Source organism: Bacillus cereus, assembly GCF_007678085.1.
In the GTDB taxonomy this organism is placed as follows: domain Bacteria; phylum Bacillota; class Bacilli; order Bacillales; family Bacillaceae_G; genus Bacillus_A; species Bacillus_A cereus_BE.
In genome coordinates, this window is record NZ_VEDW01000001.1 from 1,426,920 (window position 1) to 1,449,442 (window position 22,523).

Sequence of the window (22,523 nt, forward strand, 5' to 3'; positions counted from 1 at the left end):
TTCCATCCGAAAATCCCGAATATATAAATTACCATTCTCACAAGGAGCGAATGTATATGAATCTATTTGAACACGAAACGTAAAACCGTTCCCCTTTAATAAGAGGTCCTCCTTTTTTTCTTTTCTCATCATATCATTTACTTACAAAATAGGAGGATACAATTATGCAACGTGATTTATTATTTTCATTACTATTAGAAAGTGCTAATATAAATTTTAGCGGTTGGGATTTCTCTTTCATTTCAGAAACGGGTCGAATGAAGAGCGAGCCTTTATCGTGGTCGTATGGCAGTACAGCTTTCCAGCTTATGCAGCATGCAGTATCAATGCTCGATATGGGTACTGGCGGCGGAGAGTTTTTATCTATGTTACAACCGTTTCCGTCAACTATTTATGCTACTGAGGGCTATGCTCCAAACGTACCAATTGCTCGGAAGAAATTAGAACCTTTAGGGATTACAGTCGTCGAAGTGATTGATGATACTGCTTTACCATTTCAAAATGGTCAGTTTGATTTAATCATAAATCAACATGAATCATATGCTGCCTCTGAGGTAAACAGAATCCTTTCTCCTAATGGAATATTTCTTACACAACAAGTTGGTGGTCTCGATTGTGCAGAACTAAATGAGCAGTTTAATGCACCGCTAAATAGCGAATTCGCAAGTTGGTCGCTCGAAGCGTCATGTAGTGAGTTAAAGGAAAATGGATTTACTATTTTAGAAGAAAAAGAAGAGTTCCCTTTTCAACGCTTTTACGACATTGGAGCTATCGTCTATTATTTAAAAGCGATTCCGTGGCAAGTTCCTAATTTTACTGTTGAAAGGTATTATGAGGAATTATATCGTATACATGAAATCATCTTGCAAAAAGGATATTTTGATGTGAAGCAACATCGTTTTCTAATTAAGGCGATTCGCAGTAAATCATGGAGCATATGAAAAAGAGATGGATCTACCATCTCTTTTTCATATTCATTCAACATTTGCTATATTTAAATGCTTCATTTCACAGTAATAGCCTTTGCCACCAACATAAACTTTTTCTATTTTATTCTCGCTATCGGTTGCTAATTTAACTAATATTTCAGAAGGCGAGTGTAAAGAATAACCTTGTTCAAATACATAGACTTCTTTTTGCAAATAGTGCTGTTCATAAAGATAGCAAGCTAATGCACCGTTTGAAGTTCCAGTCGCTGCTTCTTCATTAATGTCGTATAGTGGAGCAAAGTTTCTGCATATTATTCGATTGTCATTAAAAGTATATAGATGCATTCCGACAACATTATAATACTTGCTGATTTCTTTTATTTTTTCAAAATTAGGTTGCAGTGTATGTAATTGTGTTTCGCTTTTTATAGGAATTAAAATATCTTTTAAGCCCGTGGAGACAATTTGAATTGGGTATGTATTGTCTATAGCTTTACTATCAAAACAGTCGATGAACTCGTTTGCAGATATAACATCATAGAATATCGGTTCGTTTTGTTCCATGAATATGATGTCATCTTTTATGGTAATAGTAAGAACACCACTGTTCGTTTCAATCGTATAGCGATTCTTGAAAAGTTTATTTACATGCATCAGTATCGCGAAAGAGCCAATTGTGGCATGCCCACATAAATCAACTTCCTCTTTTGGTGTAAAATACTCAATTTTATAATCCGCAATTTCAGATTCTGATATAAATGCGGTTTCCGCATAGCCCAGTTGTTTGGCTATTGCCATTTTTTGAGTAGTGGTCAATGTATCCTCCATAAATACCACTCCTGCTTTATTTCCCCCTTTATGATCCTTGCTAAATGCACTTGCAACATAAACGGATATTTTCATAAGACACCTTCCTTTCTCACTTATAGTAAATTGTAGCATAGATAGTACTACTCATACGCATATATGTAACCACCATCTTTCATTGCATTTGAATACGAAACAAGATAATCTGCTTTTTGAATGTCTTGCAGTTTTTTATCACTTTTCGAACAAGCTACAAAAAAGCACATCATACATATAACGATCATGCCTAATGAAATATATTTTTAAAACATATCATCACCTCGTATATATAATGAGAGTGATTATTTTCATACTTTTCTATTGAGAAACAAGTTGTTTTTCATACCGTTTGTTCACTTCATCTTCCATTAAACATGCAGTTGTGTAATTAATAATATTCCGGTTATCATATGTGAATATATGTTCCAACTTATTTTCTTCTTTTAATATTATCGGTAAGTATTTTTGTAAATTGCTAACTACACCTCTATTATCACGATTTAATATCCAATCAATTTCTTTCCATTCTAATAATCCTTCCGCCGTACTTAATGGTGTATTCATATGTACTCCATCTGGCAAATCAGCAAAGAACACATACATTCCCTCATTATGCCAAGACTCGTCTTTATCTTTAAAAACAACATTCCCCTTATATGCTACACTTGGAAGCTCTATTCCCGTTTCCTCAAGCGTTTCTCTAATAATTCCTTCGTATGGCGTTTCATTCTCTTCTATTTTTCCTCCGACACCATTCCACATTCCCATATTTGGCTTTTTATTTCTATTCAATAAAAGTATTTCATTTCCTTTTCTAATGAAGCAAATTGTGTATTTGTACATCCGTCCATTTCCTTTCATTTACACATGAGTTATTTAGCTTATTTTTAAGTAAAAACACTCGCCTTACAATCCCGTATCACATAATATATAGTACAACTTTCATACGTAAATATTTTACGTAAAGTGAAAGCATCCTTTTTAGAAAGGAGAATTAACATCGATACTATAAGCAATGAATTTCTAAAACTTTATTACGACAGCAACGTTTGGTTACACGATACACACTGGCTCGGAGTTCCAATCTGTAAACTTCCCTCTGATCTTTTTTTGTACCAAGAGATCATTCACGAATTAAAACCCGATTTAATTATTGAATGTGGAACGTTCCATGGTGGTAGCGCACTGTATTTAGCTTCTATATTAGATTTAATAGGAAAAGGTCATGTACTTACTATCGATATCATTCCACAGCCAAATCGACCATCACATAATCGTATTACGTATTTAACAGCTTCTTCTGTTTCTGTACAGGCCGTCCAAACCATTTTAAGTATGCGCAAACCAGATGATGTAATTTTAGTTATTTTAGATTCTGATCATAGTAAAGAGCATGTCTCAAAAGAACTGTTACTTTATAAATCTTTTGTAACAACAGGCAGTTACATGATTGTAGAAGATACAAGCATTAATGGAAACCCTCTCCTACCTAATTTTGGCCCTGGCCCAATGGAAGCTGTAGAAGAGTTTTTAACTAAAAATAACAATTTCATAATCGATGAATCTAAGCATAAGTTTTTCATCTCACTTAATCCTAAAGGTTTTTTAAAGAAGATAAAGTGAAACTTTAATAAGTGGGGTTTTGTAAAACCCCACTTATTCTATGATCTTCATTTTTGAAAAAGGATAATATACAAATTCTACTTTGCCTATTATATTATCTTCTTCAATATATCCTAAGCCGTTTCGACTATCTCTACTAAGTTCACGATTATCTCCCATTACAAATAACTTATTTGGCGGGATTTTTGTCTTTTGAAAGTTATAAAACACTTGCGTATTATTGAATAAGCCTTTATTTGTATACGGTTCTTCTTGCTTTTTATCATTCACATATACTGATCCATTCGTTATGCTAATTACGTCACCAGGAAGCCCTATTACTCGTTTTACATAATATTTAGACTCATCCTCTTCCTTTATAATGACAATTTCTCCGTGGTCTAAATTAGAAAAATGTACTGCTGCTTTATTTACAAATACGTAGTCTTCTTCATATAAAGTCGGTTGCATCGATTTCCCTTCCACTTTACATAAAGTAAAAGAATGATAGGCTATTACCAAAACAAACACGAAGAGTATGTATTTCCCCCAACCTCTTTTAATCTCCTGTTTCATATCCATTCCCACCTTATTTAAACGCTTTTTAACTCAAAAAATATATCACTGCACAATATGTCTTCATGCAGTGATACTATTTTTACTGGGCCTTATTCGGCTGTTCTACTGGGATTGGATTTCCACCCGCTCTTTTTGCTTTCAATTCAAAATACGCATCCAAAATCTCTTTACCAATCGCAGAATTAATTCCCGATTTGTCATCATTCACCCATGGTACAACAACTGAAAAAGCTACTTCCGGATCAGCATCATATGGTGCATAACCGGCAAGAGTTAAATTATAACATTTTTTTCGGTTATTGTTTTCATCTCTTCCAATATCACTTTCTCCTCCATATACGGTTTCAGCTGTTCCTGTTTTTCCAGCTGGTTTATACGGTAATCCTTTAAACGTTGCAGTACCTGTCCCGTCAGTTTCTTGAAAAACTCTTCTAAATCCTTCTTTTACATGATTAATGTATGAAGTGTCCATATCCACTCGATTTAAAATAACCGGTTCAATAGACCGAACAACTTTTCCAACATCCTCTGGTCTATGTGGTTGCTCTCTCACTTCTTGTACAATTTGTGGTTTCATTCGGTAACCGCCGTTTGCAATTGTTGACATATATTGAGCAAGCTGAAGCGGTGTATATGTATCGTACTGTCCAATCGCATAATCAAGTAAAAAACCAGGTATGGTATCTGTTCTACCCATTTGACCAATCGATTCATTCGGCAAGTCAATTCCAGTCGGTACCCCTAAGCCAAACTGTCTAAAATAGTAGCGCATTGTATTAAATGTCTCTTTTTTAATATCTAGCGGATTGTTTGGCACATAATTTATACCTGCCATTTTTAATGCTGTATTAAACATATAGACGTTTGATGAAACTTGTAAAGCTCTTAAATCATCAATATCTCCAAAGTCTTTCCACGATTTCTTTGGCTTAGTACTTCCTTTAAAATACATTGGTGCATCGAAGAAATGCGTATACGGCTTAATTGTTTCAGTTTGATATCCGGCTAATAACGTAGCCCCTTTCACAGTTGATCCTAACTCATAAGAACTTGTCATCGTTCCTAAAGCAAAGTCTTCTATTTGCATGCCACCATCTTTATTTACTATTTTCTTTCCAGCCATTGATAAAATTTGTCCATTTTTCGGGTTCATCATCACAACGAACGCGCGATCCATCATCGGCTCTGCAGAATGAAACGCTCGTAAATTCTTCTCAAGACTTTCCTCTACTTTTTTCTGTAACTCCATATCAACTGTTAACATTAAATTATTTCCACTTTTTCCTTCAGTCACTTTTTCTGTCCGAATTATATTTCCCGCTTTATCCGTAATATTTTTCGACTGTTCTTTCGTTCCATGTAATGCATCTTCGTACTGTTTCTCGATATAACTCTTACCAATACGGTCATTTCGGTTATAATCACGCACTAAGTAATAATCTAACTGTTCTCTTGGCAAGCCCTCATTTTCAGTAGAAACGCTACCAAGTATGGAACGAAGTATTTTATCATTTGGGTATTCACGTTCCCAATCCACTGTCGTATCCACTCCTGGCAAAATTGCCAATCTTTCACTTACGACTGCGTATTCATTTTGACTTACATCTTTTTTAACAATTTGCGGCGTCATTTTATATCCCGCATTCATCCTACTTTTAATTGCTAGTACTTCTAAATCCTCTTTTGAAAGTTCACTTAATTCTTCTTGCGTAATTCTTTCCCTACGTAATTCTTCTACTTTTTTATCTAATTCTTTCCCTTCCATCTCTTGCTTCCTAAATGTATTCTCATCTTCTTTTGTCACTTTTGCTGCAGCACGCTTTTCATTTAACTGCATCCAAAAATCTTTCTTATCTGTTTCTGTCAACTTAGCTATATCTTCTGGTGACATTTCTATTAGCTTGGCTAACTGTCTTGCTACTTGTAAAACTTCTTTCGAATCTACTCCTTTCATTTTCGTATATGTAACGGTTCGTAGTGGTTTGTTATTTACAATCACTTGACCTTGCCGATCAAACATTTTCCCTCTAGGAACAGGAGTGCTTACCGTTACATCTTCCTTTTTGTTCACTTCATTTCTATACGTTTCTCCATCAATGATTTGTACTTTACCTAATTGAATTATAATAGCTGAAAATAAAAGAAAGACGATAAAAAATAGTACATTTAATCGAAAAGGAATATGAGTCTTTTTCTTTTTCGATTGTTTCTTCTGCTCCTTTTTTTGTCTCATTTCGCTCCCTCGCTTCATTCTATTAACATTTCTACACAGAACCATTATGTATCAAATTTATTTATATGATATATATAGAATTTTATATTAATTACTAAAGAATTAAAAGATTTAATTTTCAGTTTTTTAACTTTATAACCTATTTATTACCATTCCCTTTAATACGTCATAACATGAATTTTATTCAAGCAAAAAACTGAGGTGCTCTCTATACACCTCAGTTTTTCATAAAAATAATAACTTATTTAACCGATGATACCCCTTCAACAAACTCTCCAATCTTATTTTGAAAAACAAAATCAAAGTTATATTCTTGCCCTGTTAACTCTTCATTTACTAAGATTGTCGTTGCCCCTATTTCCCTCTTTGCGATTTCCGGGAATGAAGCGACGGGTTGCACTTTTAATGACGTTCCCATAACGATAAGTACATCTGTTTCATATAAACGTGTTATCGCATTTTGATATTGCGGCAATGTATCTCCGTATAAAACAACGTCTGGATTTAAGATGAAATTACACTTCTCGCAGCGAGGCACTTCATGATCAATCATATACTGCAAATCATACCCCGCTTTACACTTCGGACAATGCGCTGTTTGAAGCGTTCCATGTAAATCAATGACATGTTTACTACCACCTAATTGATGTAAACCGTCAATATTTTGCGTTAAAATCGTAATGTCTTTCCCTTGTTCTTCTAATTCAGCTAAAAAGTGATGCCCACGATTTGGTTTATATTGATGAAACGTATTAATTTGAAAGATTTCCTTATAATGCTTCCAAAATTCTTTCGGATTTCTATTATAATATCCTCTTGATAAATACATTTCCACATTCGCATCAGCATACAATCCATTTGCTGAACGAAAGTCTGGAATACCACTTTCCGTACTTGCACCAGCACCTGTTAACACTGTAATTTTCTTCGCTTGCTCTAAAATTGAACGTACTTCTTCGAATTGTTGCACAAAAATCACCTCTATGTATATTGCTATACTTATTATACCAGTTGTTTACAAGAGGTGTTGTACGATTCGATTTATTTACTATGTTACATTATCTACACCAAAACTTTTTGGGGCGTAATTAAAGTTCCCAAGATAACTACTGTTCAATTAAAATTAAAATAAAGTTATTTAATTTTAATTGAACAAACTGACATAAAACTATTGACTATACAAACCAAACGAACTAACATATAGGCGGATTCACAACTGATTACAAATGCGATATTATATGTGTTGGATCAATGATATTCCTAGAAAACAAAACACACCTAAAAGAACTTGGTAAGAGAGCTGACTATTTATCTAAAATTGAGCTTCTTAAACATAAAGACTGCGTCATAAATTTACTCGATGAACGATAAACTTGCGAATAAAAGACCAAAACTCCAACTCATTCATGCTTTAAAATACCGATGAGTTGGAGTTTTCTTATTGCTATATATACAAATAAAATAAAGATTACTAAAGGTATATATATGTAAAAAAACTATTTCTTTTAGAGTGTTTCAATAAAAGAAATAGTTTTTTGAAGTAAATGAAGTCATGTCGAGGGCTACTAAAATACTATCTATCCAACTTATTCTAATAATTTCACCTGAGTTGGAATCCCTTTGCTTTGTAATACGTTATTTGCACTAAATTCCGCCAAGTTTTTATAATCTTCCTGAAGCACATAAATGCTCTTTTCCAGTGTATTAATATAGTCTGGATCTTTATTCGGTTTGTTTTTTTCTTTTTGTAACATCAAAAGTAAGTCCTTGATTAACTGTTCTTTTTTATCTAGATTTCTCACTAAACCTCGTGCTTTTTCATCAAAAATCCTCTTTTGTTTCTCAATCTTTTCGTTAAATATTGATTGGCATTTAGAATATCCTTCATTCTTAAATTTTAGTTCAGTACTTTTTAGAAATATCATATACATGTCTCCAATCAGAAAATTCCTTATCTAACGGCAAGTGTTTCATTTCATTAGAAGAATAAGAGTTTACATCTTCATTAAACACATCTAAACATCTAATCAGTAAATTCATTCGTTCATCATTGTATTCATTTGAACTATCTTTTCTTAGCTTGCTAATAGCTAATATTAAATGCTCAATTAATCTTTGCTTTTCTATATCAGTTACCTCAAGTTTGAAGAGCCATTTCTCAAATTCAAGGTTTAATCCTGTGATTATTCTATCGTAAACATCACTTGCTGTTTTATAGCCCTCAATTAAATAATCATTTTCTGATTTAAATAATCGTGTATAAATAGGGTCACACTCCCATGAATATTTCTTAGGAATAAGATTTTCCATTCTCTTTATATCATTCGAATTTCGTTTCATTTTCCTACCCCTTATTTAATATTGAAGTTGTATTCATCACCTTGTATTAGCTGATTGAAATTATTGTAAACGAATTCAGCTTTTACATTTGTTATAAATTTAGTGTCTGTGGCAATACGATATAAAGCACCTAACAATCCCCCGATATCTAATCTTTTTGTAGTTAGTTTTCTTTTTCGCCTAGACTCAAATGCTACGACAATAAGGTTACTTGCTGATGCGATTATATTTGAGTACATTAATATTTTTCTTGTTTTCACTTTATATAAATCTAATGAGCCGCATGTTTCTTCGTTATAGAAGATTCTATGAAGCATAGCTATTAATAAATTGATCAACATAGAGTATGTCACTTGTTTACCAACTATTTTAAAATTGCCGGCATCAATACCATAGTGAGCAAGTTCTTGAGAAAATTCTGGTGAAAGTAAAATAGTACCTGGTATCGGTAAGCCGGCTTTTGAATATTCATCAGACTTTATATGTAATCCTTGTTTTATTAATGCAGCTCCAAGTATCTCCGGTTCATTAAAAGCCCGATTTTTTACTTTCTCAAACATAATCACAGTATCAGCCTCTTCCGTTATTTTTGCTTTTAAATAACCATTTGCCATCGGAGAGGACGCTATATGATACGTATTTAGCTGCGAGTTAGTTAGAGTACTGGTCATAATGTTCGAAGTTCCGAATATCCAACCTAATAACGGATCATGTCCCAGTGTTCTATAACGATGCGCATTACCACTCAGGCCAAGGCCAAAATCTCGACTGCCAAATTGCGCATCATACGGAACCCCCTTAGCTATTATGTCACTTAGCGAGGCAGAATAAGGTATGCTGTTTCCTTTGTTAGCCTTTTGACTAAATTTGTTATTGAAAATCTCTTTTTCTCTTTTTTTGTATTCCTTTTCACTAACATCGTGAGTATTTCTATCTTCAAAAGGCGTTAAAAGATACTGCCTTAAACATTGTAAGGATACCGCTAAAAATAAAAAGGGATAATCCTTGATGTCTAATTTCGTTGCTTCAGCAAACTTTCTATCGATATCATTCAAATAAAAATTCGAGTTCTTAGCAATTTCTATAACCCTTTCATTTTCATCTATAACCATTTTCATATCTTTTCGTAACAACTTGGATTCATTATCTAGCTGTTTACTCCTAATAATTAATCTTTCAAATTCATCCATTCAATTCACTCATTTCGTTAATACATTTTTTACACCTAAACAATCACTAATGAAAATATTTATTGATTTATTTTATTATAGGAATTATCACTATAAAAAAGATTATCTCACAAATTATTTACAAATAATAGGTGAGATAATCTTTACATTCACTCTTAGAAAAACTAAAACATATTAAAATCTGATAATGCCATGTTTGGTTCTCACCATTTCCTTCAGCATAAACAAGGAATCGCTCACTTTCTTTGGCTAAAAGTTTCCTTTTATTTGAAACAATTCCGTATATGTTAGACTGCTCCTATTACAACAATCTCGCTCTTTGTATTCCATACTGCATCTTCATACAAATACAAAAAGAGGGCCACATCAGCCCTCTTTAATCTACTATTATTTAATGCGTCGTGCCCCCAATTTCCACTATATCCACCTCAACTGTCGTCGTTACCTCTACGGCCAGTTCTATCCCTTTACGAATAGTAGAAAGTGACATACTCGGTTGGCCTGGATAGTTACTCGCTTGTTCTGGTAAAAACGGAATATGAACAAATCCGCCTTTTATTTTCTTATCCTGTTTCTCTAGTTCATGCATGAGTCCGTAGAATAAATGATTACAAACGAATGTACCTGCTGTTTGTGAAACGGAAGCTGGTATGCCTTCTTCTTGAATTCTTTTTACAATCGCTTTCATCGGAAGCGTAGACCAATAGGCAGCCGGCCCTTCTTCTACAACCGGTACATCTACCGGCTGATCCCCTTCATTGTCAGCAATTCTTGCATCATCAATATTAATTGCGATACGCTCTATCGTAATATCTGGTCTGCCTCCAGCTTGTCCAATACATATAATCATTTCAGGGTTTATTTCTTCTATATACTCTTTTAATACGCTGATTGATTTTTGGAATACAGTTGGTACTTGTTTACTAATAATCTTGTATTCTCCGATTGTTTTTTCATGCAAACTTTTTGCGACTTCCCAAGCTGGGTTGATGCTTTCTCCGCCGAACGGATCAAATCCTGTTAGTAATACTGTTTTCATAGTTTTCCCTCCTAATTAGAAACGATATACAAGACCGTACATAATAAACATATTGATAATAAAGATTGAAAGAGCAATTGGCACTTGTGCTTTAATAACCGCATTTTTATCCTTTAATTCTAAAAGCATTGCCGGAACGATATTAAAGTTCGCTGCCATTGGAGTAAGTAGCGTTCCGCAATATCCAGCAAACATACCGAGTGCTGCCATGATTGCCGGGTTTCCTCCGTGCATTTGAACAATTAAAGGTAAGCCAATTCCGCCAGTAATTACGGCAAACGCTGCGAATGCATTTCCCATTACAACTGTAAAGAGCATCATTCCTAAACAATATGCCATAACAGCAACGAACGGATACTCTGTCGGTAATACTTGGCCGACTAAATCAGAAACGACTTGTCCAACGCCAGACTTCGCGAAAATACCACCAAGTGCCGCTAACATTTGTGGTAATATAACAGCCCAGCCGACAGCTTGTAATAGCCTGCTTCCTTCTTGAACAGGCGTTGTTATTTTCGATTTTGTAATACGCATCGCCGCAACGAATGCAAGTAATGCACCAAGCGCTAATGCAACTAACGTTACTTTATCTGGATCAACAAGAGAAACATTTCCCCATTTGATTTTTCCTAACGTTAACGTACCGATAATTGTAAAAATAGGTATTAAAAGTGCAGGCATAAAAATTTTATTTTTTAATTTCTCAGCATGTTTTACACGTTCTTGTACTGGTACTTCTTTCTCCTCTGATTTTGTTACTTTGTTTAATGAAGCTAACACGACCATAGCAAGTACAATACAGCCAACGTAAAACGAAGGGATTACATTGCCGAATAAAAATGTAACTGCAAACAATGCCCAAAATAAGCTAGAACCCCATCGATTTGGATGTTCACGATCAAACGCAATACGAACAGCGATAAAGGCAACGATTATACCTAATACGTAATAGATTGTATCCATTGTGATGATGTTCATTTTATATTGCCTCCTTCTCTTCTTTTTCTTTTGCTTCCATCGTTTTCGCTATATATTTATCAAATCTTCTAAATCTGATCCAGCTTACGATAAGTGCTGATATTGCTGTTGGAATACCCCAAAGTGCCATATCCCATACACCGACATGCATACCTACTGAATCGAAGAAACCTTTCATTAATAAAATAGCTCCAGTTGCGATAAATATATCCTCTCCGAAAAACCATGCTGTATTTTCTGCAGCTGCTGCATTTGCTTTAATCTTTTCTCTTAACTTTTCTGGGAGTTTACCATATCTACCCTGCGCAGCTCCCTCTGCCATTGGCGCAACGAGCGGTCTTACTGTTTGCGCATGACCACCAATGTTCAGTCCAAGTGCTGCTGATGATTCTCTTATCGTAAAATACGACATTAATACTCTTCCTGTTGTTGCACCTTTTGACTTCGTTATAAGTGCTTCTGCTCTTTCTTTTAAACCGTAACGCTCTAAAATTCCGATTACCGGTAAAGTTAATATAATAGGCATAGACATATATCTATTTTCTATGAAAAATTTACCGAACATGCTGATCACATCATAAAAGCTTAATCCTGAAACCATACCAGTAACAATACCTGCAACCATAACTACTAATAGTGTATTTAATCTAAATAAAAAACCAACTGCAACAAGTAGTATCCCGATTAATTTAATCATTCCAGCACTTCCCCCTATTTTTTATCCCGCATTAACGGGCAGTAAAACTCCCACCTCAAAATTCGACTAAAGCAAAAAATTTAGATGGGAAGTCAACTGCCCGTTAATGCCCGATTGGTTCAACTAATAATCAGCGGAGGGATGACCTCCCCACTGATTAAAGTTTCACTTTATTTCGGTGCACAAATAGAAACACCATTAAGTTCGAATGTTCTGTATATTTTTTTCACAAATTGCAATGCTTTCTCTCCATCACCATGCAAACAAATAGTTTGTGCATGAACTGTTACTTTCTCTCCGCTCACCGCGTTTACATACCCTTCTTTCACCATTTGTAGTACTTGCTTTATCGCTTCGTCTTCATTTTTTATGAGCGCATTTTCTTCTGTCCGGTTCGTTAATGTCCCATCTTGCTTATACGTACGATCTGCAAAAGCTTCTTGTACGAGAGTTATATTGTATTTTTCTGCAGCCTGTATAAAAGCTTCGCTATTTGCTAATCCGTAAAGTAATAGACTTGGATCACTATCATAAATCGCCTTTGCAATTGCATCTGCAATTCCCGGATTAGTCGCTGCCATATTATATAGAGCACCGTGCGGTTTCACATGATGCATCTTCCCACCTGCCGCCTTCACAAATGCTTCTAATGCGCCAATTTGATACAATACATAATCGTATACTTCACTCGCTGACACGTTCATATTTCTTCTTCCAAATCCAATTAAATCTGGAAAACCAGGATGCGCGCCTATTGCTACATTGTGCTGCAGTGCCTTTTCGACCGTTTTCCTCATTACAGTCGGATCACCCGCATGAAAACCGCAAGCAACGTTTATAGAGGAAACAAACGGAAGAATTTCATCATCATTCCCCATTTTATAAGCTCCAAAACTTTCTCCTAAATCACAGTTTAAATCGATTGTCGTCACGATATTTCCCTCCTAGTGTCAGCTTCGTAAAGCGATGAATTTCTTTAATAGACTCATATTTACTTCTTGTTCTATGTACAATTGTTCCGCTTCTTCCAGCGTAATTTTCTCAAAAGAAACATAGTCCCCCGGTTTTAATTGAGCAAGAAGTGGTAAATCTACTGAAATGATATTTCCCATCCTCGGATAGCCACCTGTCGTTTGTCTATCTGCCATTAATATAATTGGCTGTCCACCATTTGGAACTTGAATGGTCCCAAATGTAACGGGACTCGATAAAATCTCTTTTTCTTCCACTCTATTTAAAACTTCTCCTTCAACTCTATAGCCCATACGATCAGCGTAATTAGATACTTTATACTCTTTCGTAAAAAACGTCCCTATACTTTCTTCTGTAAATTGATCATATTCAAAATCAGTTATGACGCGCAGCTTAGGATATTTCTTATACTTTGGCAGTACGCTGCCGCTAATTGCCCATTTCGTTTTGATTTGCTCACTCTTTTGTAAATCTTGAATGAAACGACTTGCCATTTCTGTGTGCGTACCAATTTGAAAATAATCTCCTTTTTTCAGCATCCTTCCTTCAATACCACCAATCGCAGCACGTATGTAAGTACTTTTGCTTCCCATCGTACGATCAATATGTATACCACCTGCAAAAGTCACATACGCTCTGCACCCACTTTTCACTTTTCCAAAACAAAGCATGCTACCTTCTTCCGCTAAAATGGGACGCCATAATGGAATACGCTCCCCATTCAGTAACGGCTCCATATCCGCTCCGCCAATCGCAAGTAAAGTCGTTTTCTTTATTAACAATTTAGGTCCCATAATCGTCATTTCGAGTCCCGCTTCATTCTCTTCATTACCGACTAATATATTGATTATCCGAAGTGCACTTGGATCCATCGCCCCGCCAACTGGTACACCGTATTGTTGATAGTGAGATCGTCCTAAATCTTGGACTGTTGTAAACATTCCCGCGTGTAAAACCTCTACATCCATTCTTTAGCCCCCTCAAGTGATACGTACTCTTCCTTCGTTATTGGGATAAATCGTAAATACATACCGCTTTGAATATAAGTTGGTTTTTCTTCTTTCGGATTAAATAAGGAGATTGGTGTTCGGCCAATAATATTCCATCCTCCTGGTGTTTCAAGCGGATATATACCTGTTTGATTTCCGCCAATACCTACCGAACCAGCAGGTATTTGTAACCGTGGCGTTTCTTTTCTAGGTGTTTCTAGTTCTTTTGATAGCCCTCCTAAATACGGGAATCCTGGTGTAAAACCTAACATATACACAAAATATGTTGTTTCACTATGTATGCGAATCACATCCTCCGCTCGTAATCCTCTATACTGCGCGACCTCTTCTAAATCAGGTCCATATTCTCCCCCATAGCAAACAGGTATAGAAATATGTTTCACATCCTGATTTAATTCTTCTTGATACGAATTACAAAGCTCCTGTATATACCGGCAAACGTAATGATATGACCCTTCACTTCTCCCATTTCGCTTCCATACTTCGTATACATTGTAGTAGACAGCTAATGAAGTAAAAGACGGCACACACTCAACCATTCCTGTAAACGGGTGCCGCCTCAACGCTTGAAATAATCGCTGCACTTTTTCGTATGTCTTCATCTCAATTTCTTCACCAAATGTAACAATAATTGCTTGATCCCCTAACGCAGAAAATTTCATCCCACTCCCTCTTTCTATGCCAAAAAGCCGAGTTCTTTCGAAATGCGATGTGCTGTCTCTTTCACTTTCGCAATAAAATATGCAATATTACTTTCGTTATACTCAATTGCTAATCCCGAAATACTAATGCCCGCTACAACTGTTCCATCACTTCCAAAAATGGGCGCTGCTATAGCCGCTGTATGATTTTCTAACTCAGAGTAGCTAATTGTATGTCCTTCCTTTTTCGCCATTTGTAACACTTCAAACAACTGTTTCTTATCCACAATTGTTCCATCTGCAAACTGTCTTAAATCCGTTTCCTCTACGTATTTCCGTTGCCCTTCCTCAGAGAAATACGATAGTAAAATCCTCGGACATGCACCCGCATAAAGTGGAGCTCTTCTTCCAACCGCCGTATACACGCGTACAGGCTGAGCACCTTCCATCTTTTCCACATAAATCGCATCATTACCATCCTGAATAATTAAATTAACTGCCTGTCCTAAACTATCTCTAAGCTCTTTCATATATGGAATCGCAATATTCCTTACTGATAATCTTTGTGAAACGAGTTGACCGAACCGTAAAAAAACGACTCCTAGACGATATTTCCCCTTTTCATTTTTTTGTAATAACTCCATTTCTTCTAACGAGCCAATTAAACGATAAACAGATGTTTTCGGCATACTCGTAAGCTGAACCATCTCTGTTAAACTTAGCTCTTCATGCTCATAAAACAACTCTAAAATATCCATTGTCTTAACTGCTGTTTTATTTATACTCATTCTATCTCCCTCTTGTTCCAAATTTCGGAACTTAAATTCCGATTTTCGAAACAAACATATAATTTAAAATTATAAAATATTCTTTCAATTCTATCAATATTTTTTTCACATACATAATCCGATATATTTTGTCCGCTATTAAAAAAACACAAATAATATGTGATTTATATAGAATGAAAGGCTCTTGGATGATTGACAGAACTTTAACACGTAAAGAACGAACTATTAGTGAATGTAATTTATATTGGAGTGATTCGCTTCCTGACAGTGAATATATAATTAAATTTAAAAATCACGACGGTTCACTTTCCAAAGTACATGTTGCCACAAAACTATTAGAATAAAAGTTACAATAAAAAAGTACGGAAGTTTAGATTTGAAATGAAATTTGATCACCTTTCATTCCTAACACTAATATAAAAAAATATAAAGAGCATGTATTGATCAATACATGCTCTCCTCATAGTTATTCGAAATATTCTTTTTTAACATGATTGATTGTTCCTCCGTACAACTAACAAGTCTATTAGTTACATATTACTTATTTTTCAAAATCGTTCTTTTAGCTTTTTTAATAATTCTACTAGTTGATTTTATGTCAGTATCCTTTGCCCATTCTTCACACAGGTTCATTACCCAATCCGGTTTAGTTTTACTTGCATCATTTAACCAGTTTCCAACCGAATCTTGTACATATTTTGATGGATCTGATTTAAGCAAATTAAGAATGGGAAGTGCTTTTTCAGGTTCTTGTTTTAATATTTCAATATGTTTACTCCATACACCTCGAGGACGAATAGATTCTACAGAGAACCTGCGAATATTCTCATCCTCACTTTTTGCCCATTCTACTAGCAATTCCACACTTTCTTCTATATTTTGTGAAAGATCTTCTCTAATAGACATCCAAGCAATTTCTCGAACACCAAAATGATGATCCGCCGCAAAAGATCGAATGTACGTTAATGTATCTTTTAATGTGTTATTTGATTTTTTATTCATAAACGCCGCCCAACATCGTACACTATCTGAAATATGATCAGATAATTTCAACAGTATGTCTTCCTTGTTTCCTTCATACTCTTTGAGTATAATTTCATCCAATAAAGTTCCTGTTATTCGTATGACTTTCATTCCTGTTTCAACGTTCTGTTTTTCTAATTCAGCTACTATACATTCCAAGCTAGCCTTTAGTCCTATTGAAGGTAAGACATTTTTAAGTAGTTCAATATGATTTATAGCTAGCCATTCTGTTAGATTAACACTTTCTACTTTCCCTTGCTGTAGTAATTGTAAGACCTCTTTAGGAATTTCGTTTACTTTCCTGGGTCCTTTCCTGTTTAGGATAGCTTCTACTTCTTTCGTTATCATTTAAATTCCCTCCTTGCAATACTATCTTCAAATAAACAGAGGCCATTTTGAAAAATAATAATCAAAATGACCTCTGTCTTTCTTAAATGAACATTCAGTTTTACAAAAAATGTGATTTAAATCCACCGGAAGAATATTTCTCCCATACTTGCTTTATAACGCTCTTACTTGTTTCAACGGCCAGAAAACAGCTTGTCCTTTTCCGACAATCTCATCTTCTGAAATGAATCCAAACATACGACCGTCTTTCGAAACTTCACGATTATCTCCTAAAACAAACACTTGGCCTTCTGGCACTTTCGTTTTTCCTGTGATTTGTTCTAACGTAAAGTCTGGAGTTAATACACGGCCTGCTGCTTTTTCTTTAAACTCTTTTAAATATGGTTCTTCCATCGCTTTTCCGTTTACATATAAAACATCGTTTTTATACTCAACTGTATCTCCTGGTACACCAATTACTCGTTTTACTAAATCGTATCCTTCTTTACCGTGGAACACGATAATATCAAAGCGATCTAATCCACTTATACTATAACCAATCTTATTCACAAGAACTCGTTCGTTATTTTCTAAAGTAGGCATCATCGATTCACCTTGTACTAATGAAGGTGTAAATAAAACACCTCGAATAATAGCGATTAATACAAGGGTAAACCCTATCGTTTTAGCCCATGAGAATAATTCTTTCTTCGTATTTTCCTTCATCGTTTCTCCTCTTTCTTACGTGTTTATTGTATAATTTGAACTAATTCTTGTACTAAATTAAGATCAATTTCAGCAAAACATGATTTCCCTTCTCTTACCGCTGTACCGACATGTGCTTGCGAAATTCCAGTTTCATCTAGCAATTGCTTTATATTTTCTTTCGTCACGCCAGCTCCAGCAACAAGTTGAATTTGACCATCGCTTACTTTTTGCATATGTGTAAGTACCGGAATATTCTCTACTATATTTCCTTGTCCACCTGAAGTTAAAACGTGCGTCACTTTATGAAACTTCTTTAACGTTCTCATCGCTTCTACTGGATTTTCTATATCATCTATCGCACGGTGGTACGTTACATTTATACCATCTACAACAGATAGTAAATCTGCTAATTTCTCTTCATCCACTTCATTTCGTTCGTTTAATACGCCTAATACAACACCAGCTGCACCTAACTTCTGCGCAACGATAATATCTTCCTTCATCATTTCAATTTCTTCTTCCGTATATGTAAAAGACTTCGCATGCGGACGAATCATAACGTGAATCGGTATATGTACTGCTTCTACCGCTTTTTTAATAAATGCATAACTCGGTGTTAAACCGCCTTCTGTATAAGATGAAATTAATTCAATTCGCTTCCCGCCAGCTCTTTCAATTCGTTTTACATCTTCTAAACATGTTGCAATAACCTCTAGCATGAGATGACCTCTTTTCGTGCTTTTTTCTTATTATAACATCAGTAAAAATAAGAAACCTAGCTTTCTCCTTTAATACTATAAAAAGAAGAATGAAAAGAAAGATTTTTTAAATTGATAACAATTATTGGTAATGGTATATTTTTCATATATTATACAATAAAAAGGAGAACAAGTTATGCTTCTTACAAAAAAACATTTCATTATTTCTAGTTCATTTATTCTCATCGCATCACTTTGCACAATTACTTTATTAACAAAGCCAAATACACAACTAAATTCGACTCCTGCTAAAATAGAAGCAAAAGAAACAATCACTCCCTCATCAAGTGAAACAAATGAACCCCAAACATTTCGTTCGTTATCAGTTAATGATACACATACATTCCGTGGGTCAGTCAGTACCGGATTTGATTTTAGTGGTCTCGGCGACCTAAAAGTCACAGTTAAAAATATCGGTACAAATGCATTTACATATTCAATCAAATCACCAGATGAAGAGCCACTAGTAAAACATACAATACAACAAAATGAAAGTAAAACATTTACTTTTCGTTCATTAATTTCCTCTCCTCGGCCAGGAACATATTATTTATCCGCTTATAATGAAGATGGATCTGAGAGTAGTTTGGGACTTGAGGTACATCCTGAATAACAGTAAAAAAAGGAGTAATCCCCTAGCACTTCTGACTGGGTATCACTCCTTTTTATTTTAGTTATTTTTCTTAGTTACTCCATTATAATAGTGGCTAAATGCTTCTACTAATGCATCAACTGACGCATACAATTCTTCTGGTGTATTATCTACCCCTCCCATTTCAATAAGTAATGCATTCGGAGAAAGATCTTGATTATATACTCCGTTCCCGCTTTTACGATCTTTAATAAAAATCCCTCGGCTTAAACCGTAATACTTCTCATCTAAATATGAATTTATTGCCGTTACTATTTTTTTATTTTTTTCATAGTTAGGATTTTCTCTTCCTAAAATAAAATAAAGCCGAGCATAATTCTTTCCGTTAATATTTTTTGTTGTAATATTTTTTCGTGCATCATCTCTATGAAGGTCCATCGGAAACATAATATTTTTATCTTGTGCCAATTTATCTTGTAATATTTGACGGGACCCTTTGTAAGATTGGGCCCAATTTAAATTTTTATTTCGCAGAAAATCCCTCATATTTGTCGTATCATGTGACACACCTATTCCTTTTTCTTCTAATTTTTGTTTTAAATAGTTTCCAACAAACGTAATATTCACTTCATTATTTGTACTGGAAGCATCATCGGGCATCGTAGCACCTGGAATAAGAGGAATAAACGCTTCCCAACTATGTGTATGATAAATAAATACTTTATTTTCACCGTTATTTTGTTTATTTGAATTTTCACCAGTAGAATTGTTTTCTTTCCCACTCTTTGGGTGTTCAATAGCAGTACCTTTATCTTTAATATTCTCTAAAGGAATACTGGATTCTTCAGGAATGTTCGTATAATCTGTCCCTTCCCCAGCAATTAATATTTCCGAATAAAATTGATTCATATTAGGAAGTTCTCGAGTTAATAAACTTCGAAGATCATTTACATTAATATTTGTAGAAAGTGACAGTAAAAAAGATTCCAACGACGCTCGTCCTTTTTCTTTATGAAATTCTTCTGCAAAATAACGATTTTCACTTCCTATCATATACATAAGACCTTTAGTAGAATTCGTTCCTAATAACTGATTCATATAAAATGATTTAAATACGCTGGAATTACTAGAAATGAAGAATGAAGTGAGGATACATATAATAGTGAATAAAATACATATCACTACATATCTTACATTTAATACTTTCAGTTTAATTTTATTCATTTTATATCTCCCTTCATTTACTATATTCTTACGCATAATTTTCAATGAATATGATTACTAATTTAATAGAATTGCTTCAACTACTATGTTTTCATTTAAGCTCTTCCCATACAGCCAACGAGGTGAAAGTTGCCTTGCGCAAATATCATCAAAGATTTTAAAAGAAATTAAATAACCTGAGTCTATATAAATATAGAACTCAGGTTATTTAATACTGTTTACTCGACAGGAGGCACTGCATTTTGATGGACTTTTTTATTGTCCATATCAATGCCTAATTGGTCCTTCAATAACTTCATACCTTTTTGTGTAAGATGGACAGCCCGACTCTTATCCGTTTTTGTAATCCATTCCTGTTCAAAAAATAGTTTTGCTATTGCAGATCCTAACCAACCAGAAATATGGTAGCGTCGTTCACTCCAATCAAGACAAGGTTTTGCAAATACCCTCCTCTTTATATGTGCCGTTTTAATATTTATTCCAAAATTCAGAAACCATTGCTTACCTTGTTCCGTTACAATGTATTCTCCTTCCTCTAAAATTAGAAATTCCTTATCTAGTAATTTTTCGGTTATCTCTACACCGAGTTTGCCCGCAAGATGATCATAGCAAGTTCGAGCATAACGAACTTGTTTTAGTTGATTCGATTGTTTTAAAGAACGAACTTGGACTGTTGGTGCGATTGTTCCTAACTTTTCAAGAACTTCTGCTACCTCTTGATTAGCAAGTCGATAGTAACGATGTCTACCATGTTGTTCAACTGTAAGTAGATTCCCCTCTATTAATTTAGAAAGATGAGAACTAATCGTTGGATTTGAAACTTTCGCCATATAAGCCAATTCGCTAGCAGGTAGTGCCTGATTATTCATTAAACAATCTAAGATAATTGCTCTTGTAGGTTCAGCAATTAGTTTAGCTATATATGAGATATTCGGATATACATTCATATTTCGATGATACCCTAACTATTAAACTGATACAATTATTTTAAGTTTAATAGTAAAGGAGAATGTATTATGAATGCAATTGATCTTAGTATATTAAATTTGAAAGAAACGAGAAGGCGCTCAGAAAAATTATGGAATTCTCTTCCTGACAATTTTCTTAATTGGAAACCTGATCATGAGGCTATGTCCTTTGGTGAAATGATTCGTCATGTATGGAGCTCAACTTTTTACTATCATATGATTTTAAAAAACAACGGCTCAATACATGATATACATTTCCCGTATGATGACGAGCCAATTACTTGTGTAAAAAAAGAAATTGAATTGGCACAAGTATACTTTACTAACTTCATAGAATATGTACAATCAATAAGCATAGCCGAGCTAGATTCAACCCTTATTGATCGAAGCGATGTTGGCTATGAAAGATATTTAGGCGACATGCTATTACGAATTGCCTATCATGATGCGGTCCATGCAGGTCAATTTTTACAATATTTACGAATGGTAAACTTGGAAAGACCTTTAATTTGGGATTAGATATGACAAATGTTTACAACGCTTCTATACTGGCATTATAATAATACGCAACCAATTATCTAACTAGTCGAAATTCTTATCGTTAGTTAAAAAGAGTAGTTTAGTTGTTGTACGATAATTAATATATGGGGATGATCACGTGAAAAAGCACTCTGAATTAAAAAAGCATTTATGTGAACTAGAGAAAAAACTATTAGAACCTAAAACTCGTACAAATCCCGCAGAACTGGACAAGCTACTTGCAGACAACTTTTTTGAGTTTGGAAGTTCGGGAAACATTTGGTATAAGAAGGATTCCGTTGGTGGAGACGGACTTAGTGTGAGAGAAATGACTCTTTCTAATTTTGAAATATACCCTTTATCGAAGGATACTGTGTTGGCGACATATTTTGTAAGAGATGAAACTAGAATGCAGAATACTTTGCGAAGCTCCATTTGGAAACTGATAGATGGAAGATGGCAAATGTTTTTCCATCAAGGAACACTTACAAAATCATGATAATCATTTATATTAAAAATCTACATCTCAATTTGGTACTTTGTACACATAAAAAGCACAT

Annotated in this window: 25 protein-coding genes; 5 read left to right on the top strand and 20 right to left on the bottom strand. The window is 34.6% G+C overall.

Annotated features, from left to right (window positions below; translation table 11 throughout):
• Positions 1-164 precede the first annotated feature (164 nt).
• A complete protein-coding gene (locus FS742_RS07355) occupies positions 165-941 on the top strand; it encodes a class I SAM-dependent methyltransferase (protein WP_144611803.1) in 777 nt (258 codons plus the stop codon).
• A gap of 33 nt (positions 942-974) precedes the next feature.
• Here FS742_RS07355 and FS742_RS07360 read toward each other — a convergent pair whose 3' ends face one another.
• Positions 975-1,832 (bottom strand): PhzF family phenazine biosynthesis protein, encoded by an 858-nt coding sequence (locus tag FS742_RS07360; RefSeq protein ID WP_144611804.1) that lies wholly within the window; start codon positions 1,830-1,832, stop codon positions 975-977.
• A gap of 261 nt (positions 1,833-2,093) precedes the next feature.
• Positions 2,094-2,618: an NUDIX hydrolase gene (locus tag FS742_RS07365; protein WP_144611805.1), complete on the bottom strand. Its 525-nt coding sequence runs from the start codon at positions 2,616-2,618 to the stop codon at positions 2,094-2,096.
• Between the two features lie 156 nt (positions 2,619-2,774).
• On the opposite strand from FS742_RS07365, the gene FS742_RS07370 reads away from it, so the two are divergent.
• Positions 2,775-3,398: a CmcI family methyltransferase gene (locus FS742_RS07370; RefSeq protein WP_144612076.1), complete on the top strand. Its 624-nt coding sequence runs from the start codon at positions 2,775-2,777 to the stop codon at positions 3,396-3,398.
• Between the two features lie 33 nt (positions 3,399-3,431).
• Here the strand turns inward: FS742_RS07370 and lepB (FS742_RS07375) are convergent, their stop codons facing one another.
• The 16 genes from lepB (FS742_RS07375) to FS742_RS07450 form a co-directional block, all read right to left on the bottom strand.
• On the bottom strand, positions 3,432-3,953 hold the full coding sequence (lepB, locus tag FS742_RS07375; RefSeq protein WP_144611806.1) for a signal peptidase I: 522 nt from the start codon (positions 3,951-3,953) through the stop codon (positions 3,432-3,434).
• Positions 3,954-4,035: 82 nt separating this feature from the next.
• Positions 4,036-6,189: a peptidoglycan D,D-transpeptidase FtsI family protein gene (locus tag FS742_RS07380; RefSeq protein WP_144611807.1), complete on the bottom strand. Its 2,154-nt coding sequence runs from the start codon at positions 6,187-6,189 to the stop codon at positions 4,036-4,038.
• A gap of 241 nt (positions 6,190-6,430) precedes the next feature.
• Positions 6,431-7,168, bottom strand: a complete 738-nt coding sequence (locus FS742_RS07385; RefSeq protein ID WP_186327153.1) for an NAD-dependent protein deacylase — start codon at positions 7,166-7,168, stop codon at positions 6,431-6,433.
• A 607-nt stretch (positions 7,169-7,775) separates the two neighbouring features.
• Entirely contained in the window at positions 7,776-8,114 is a 339-nt protein-coding gene (locus FS742_RS07390; RefSeq protein WP_016717883.1) for a hypothetical protein, read from the bottom strand.
• Positions 8,092-8,529 carry a hypothetical protein gene (locus FS742_RS07395; protein ID WP_144611809.1) on the bottom strand — a complete coding sequence of 146 codons (438 nt, stop codon included), beginning with the start codon at positions 8,527-8,529 and terminating at the stop codon, positions 8,092-8,094. Before FS742_RS07395 ends, FS742_RS07390 begins: the two co-directional genes overlap by 23 nt.
• 11 nt (positions 8,530-8,540) lie before the next feature.
• Positions 8,541-9,719, bottom strand: a complete 1,179-nt coding sequence (locus FS742_RS07400) for a hypothetical protein (protein WP_144611810.1) — start codon at positions 9,717-9,719, stop codon at positions 8,541-8,543.
• Between the two features lie 391 nt (positions 9,720-10,110).
• Positions 10,111-10,758 (bottom strand): pyroglutamyl-peptidase I, encoded by a 648-nt coding sequence (pcp, locus tag FS742_RS07405; protein ID WP_144611811.1) that lies wholly within the window; start codon positions 10,756-10,758, stop codon positions 10,111-10,113.
• A gap of 15 nt (positions 10,759-10,773) precedes the next feature.
• The gene (locus tag FS742_RS07410) at positions 10,774-11,736 is read right to left on the bottom strand and encodes a DUF979 domain-containing protein (RefSeq protein WP_098096428.1); all 963 of its coding nucleotides are present in this window, start codon (positions 11,734-11,736) and stop codon (positions 10,774-10,776) included.
• A gap of 1 nt (position 11,737) precedes the next feature.
• On the bottom strand, positions 11,738-12,433 hold the full coding sequence (locus FS742_RS07415) for a DUF969 domain-containing protein (RefSeq protein WP_144611812.1): 696 nt from the start codon (positions 12,431-12,433) through the stop codon (positions 11,738-11,740).
• Positions 12,434-12,603: 170 nt separating this feature from the next.
• A complete protein-coding gene (pxpA, locus tag FS742_RS07420) occupies positions 12,604-13,365 on the bottom strand; it encodes a 5-oxoprolinase subunit PxpA (protein ID WP_144611813.1) in 762 nt (253 codons plus the stop codon).
• A gap of 18 nt (positions 13,366-13,383) precedes the next feature.
• Positions 13,384-14,373: a 5-oxoprolinase subunit C family protein gene (locus FS742_RS07425; RefSeq protein ID WP_144611814.1), complete on the bottom strand. Its 990-nt coding sequence runs from the start codon at positions 14,371-14,373 to the stop codon at positions 13,384-13,386.
• Positions 14,364-15,077, bottom strand: a complete 714-nt coding sequence (gene pxpB, locus FS742_RS07430; RefSeq protein ID WP_144611815.1) for a 5-oxoprolinase subunit PxpB — start codon at positions 15,075-15,077, stop codon at positions 14,364-14,366. Before pxpB ends, FS742_RS07425 begins: the two co-directional genes overlap by 10 nt.
• Before the next feature lie 14 nt (positions 15,078-15,091).
• Complete coding sequence (locus FS742_RS07435) at positions 15,092-15,844, bottom strand: IclR family transcriptional regulator (RefSeq protein WP_144611816.1); 753 nt, start codon at positions 15,842-15,844, stop codon at positions 15,092-15,094.
• Positions 15,845-16,381: 537 nt separating this feature from the next.
• Positions 16,382-17,215 carry a DNA alkylation repair protein gene (locus FS742_RS07440; protein ID WP_144611817.1) on the bottom strand — a complete coding sequence of 278 codons (834 nt, stop codon included), beginning with the start codon at positions 17,213-17,215 and terminating at the stop codon, positions 16,382-16,384.
• 153 nt (positions 17,216-17,368) lie between these two features.
• Positions 17,369-17,920: a signal peptidase I gene (lepB, locus tag FS742_RS07445; RefSeq protein WP_000662492.1), complete on the bottom strand. Its 552-nt coding sequence runs from the start codon at positions 17,918-17,920 to the stop codon at positions 17,369-17,371.
• A gap of 23 nt (positions 17,921-17,943) precedes the next feature.
• Positions 17,944-18,621: a copper homeostasis protein CutC gene (locus tag FS742_RS07450; protein WP_144611818.1), complete on the bottom strand. Its 678-nt coding sequence runs from the start codon at positions 18,619-18,621 to the stop codon at positions 17,944-17,946.
• A 175-nt stretch (positions 18,622-18,796) separates the two neighbouring features.
• Between FS742_RS07450 and FS742_RS07455 the strand changes: the two genes are divergently transcribed.
• Positions 18,797-19,273, top strand: coding sequence for a hypothetical protein (locus FS742_RS07455; RefSeq protein ID WP_144611819.1), 477 nt, complete (start codon positions 18,797-18,799; stop codon positions 19,271-19,273).
• Between the two features lie 57 nt (positions 19,274-19,330).
• Here FS742_RS07455 and FS742_RS07460 read toward each other — a convergent pair whose 3' ends face one another.
• Together FS742_RS07460 and FS742_RS07465 are read right to left on the bottom strand one after the other, a co-directional pair.
• Entirely contained in the window at positions 19,331-20,476 is a 1,146-nt protein-coding gene (locus FS742_RS07460; protein ID WP_144611820.1) for a stage II sporulation protein P, read from the bottom strand.
• A 218-nt stretch (positions 20,477-20,694) separates the two neighbouring features.
• Positions 20,695-21,423 (bottom strand): ArsR/SmtB family transcription factor, encoded by a 729-nt coding sequence (locus tag FS742_RS07465; RefSeq protein WP_144611821.1) that lies wholly within the window; start codon positions 21,421-21,423, stop codon positions 20,695-20,697.
• Between the two features lie 69 nt (positions 21,424-21,492).
• Here FS742_RS07465 and FS742_RS07470 point away from each other — a divergent pair, with 69 nt between their 5' ends.
• Together FS742_RS07470 and FS742_RS07475 are read left to right on the top strand one after the other, a co-directional pair.
• Complete coding sequence (locus FS742_RS07470) at positions 21,493-21,963, top strand: DinB family protein (protein ID WP_048527745.1); 471 nt, start codon at positions 21,493-21,495, stop codon at positions 21,961-21,963.
• A 139-nt stretch (positions 21,964-22,102) separates the two neighbouring features.
• Positions 22,103-22,462, top strand: a complete 360-nt coding sequence (locus FS742_RS07475; RefSeq protein ID WP_144611822.1) for a nuclear transport factor 2 family protein — start codon at positions 22,103-22,105, stop codon at positions 22,460-22,462.
• Positions 22,463-22,523: the final 61 nt, after the last annotated feature.

Coding starts and splice junctions, on each gene's coding strand:
- FS742_RS07355 (WP_144611803.1), top strand. CDS start 165: ATGCAACGTGATTTATTATTTTCATTACTATTAGAAAGTGCTAATATA.
- FS742_RS07360 (WP_144611804.1), bottom strand. CDS start 1,832: ATGAAAATATCCGTTTATGTTGCAAGTGCATTTAGCAAGGATCATAAA.
- FS742_RS07365 (WP_144611805.1), bottom strand. CDS start 2,618: ATGTACAAATACACAATTTGCTTCATTAGAAAAGGAAATGAAATACTT.
- lepB (WP_144611806.1), bottom strand. CDS start 3,953: ATGAAACAGGAGATTAAAAGAGGTTGGGGGAAATACATACTCTTCGTG.
- FS742_RS07380 (WP_144611807.1), bottom strand. CDS start 6,189: ATGAGACAAAAAAAGGAGCAGAAGAAACAATCGAAAAAGAAAAAGACT.
- FS742_RS07390 (WP_016717883.1), bottom strand. CDS start 8,114: ATGATATTTCTAAAAAGTACTGAACTAAAATTTAAGAATGAAGGATAT.
- FS742_RS07395 (WP_144611809.1), bottom strand. CDS start 8,529: ATGAAACGAAATTCGAATGATATAAAGAGAATGGAAAATCTTATTCCT.
- FS742_RS07400 (WP_144611810.1), bottom strand. CDS start 9,719: ATGGATGAATTTGAAAGATTAATTATTAGGAGTAAACAGCTAGATAAT.
- pcp (WP_144611811.1), bottom strand. CDS start 10,758: ATGAAAACAGTATTACTAACAGGATTTGATCCGTTCGGCGGAGAAAGC.
- FS742_RS07410 (WP_098096428.1), bottom strand. CDS start 11,736: ATGAACATCATCACAATGGATACAATCTATTACGTATTAGGTATAATC.
- FS742_RS07415 (WP_144611812.1), bottom strand. CDS start 12,433: ATGATTAAATTAATCGGGATACTACTTGTTGCAGTTGGTTTTTTATTT.
- FS742_RS07425 (WP_144611814.1), bottom strand. CDS start 14,373: ATGGATGTAGAGGTTTTACACGCGGGAATGTTTACAACAGTCCAAGAT.
- pxpB (WP_144611815.1), bottom strand. CDS start 15,077: ATGAAATTTTCTGCGTTAGGGGATCAAGCAATTATTGTTACATTTGGT.
- FS742_RS07435 (WP_144611816.1), bottom strand. CDS start 15,844: ATGAGTATAAATAAAACAGCAGTTAAGACAATGGATATTTTAGAGTTG.
- FS742_RS07440 (WP_144611817.1), bottom strand. CDS start 17,215: ATGATAACGAAAGAAGTAGAAGCTATCCTAAACAGGAAAGGACCCAGG.
- lepB (WP_000662492.1), bottom strand. CDS start 17,920: ATGAAGGAAAATACGAAGAAAGAATTATTCTCATGGGCTAAAACGATA.
- FS742_RS07450 (WP_144611818.1), bottom strand. CDS start 18,621: ATGCTAGAGGTTATTGCAACATGTTTAGAAGATGTAAAACGAATTGAA.
- FS742_RS07455 (WP_144611819.1), top strand. CDS start 18,797: ATGCTTCTTACAAAAAAACATTTCATTATTTCTAGTTCATTTATTCTC.
- FS742_RS07460 (WP_144611820.1), bottom strand. CDS start 20,476: ATGAATAAAATTAAACTGAAAGTATTAAATGTAAGATATGTAGTGATA.
- FS742_RS07465 (WP_144611821.1), bottom strand. CDS start 21,423: ATGAATGTATATCCGAATATCTCATATATAGCTAAACTAATTGCTGAA.
- FS742_RS07470 (WP_048527745.1), top strand. CDS start 21,493: ATGAATGCAATTGATCTTAGTATATTAAATTTGAAAGAAACGAGAAGG.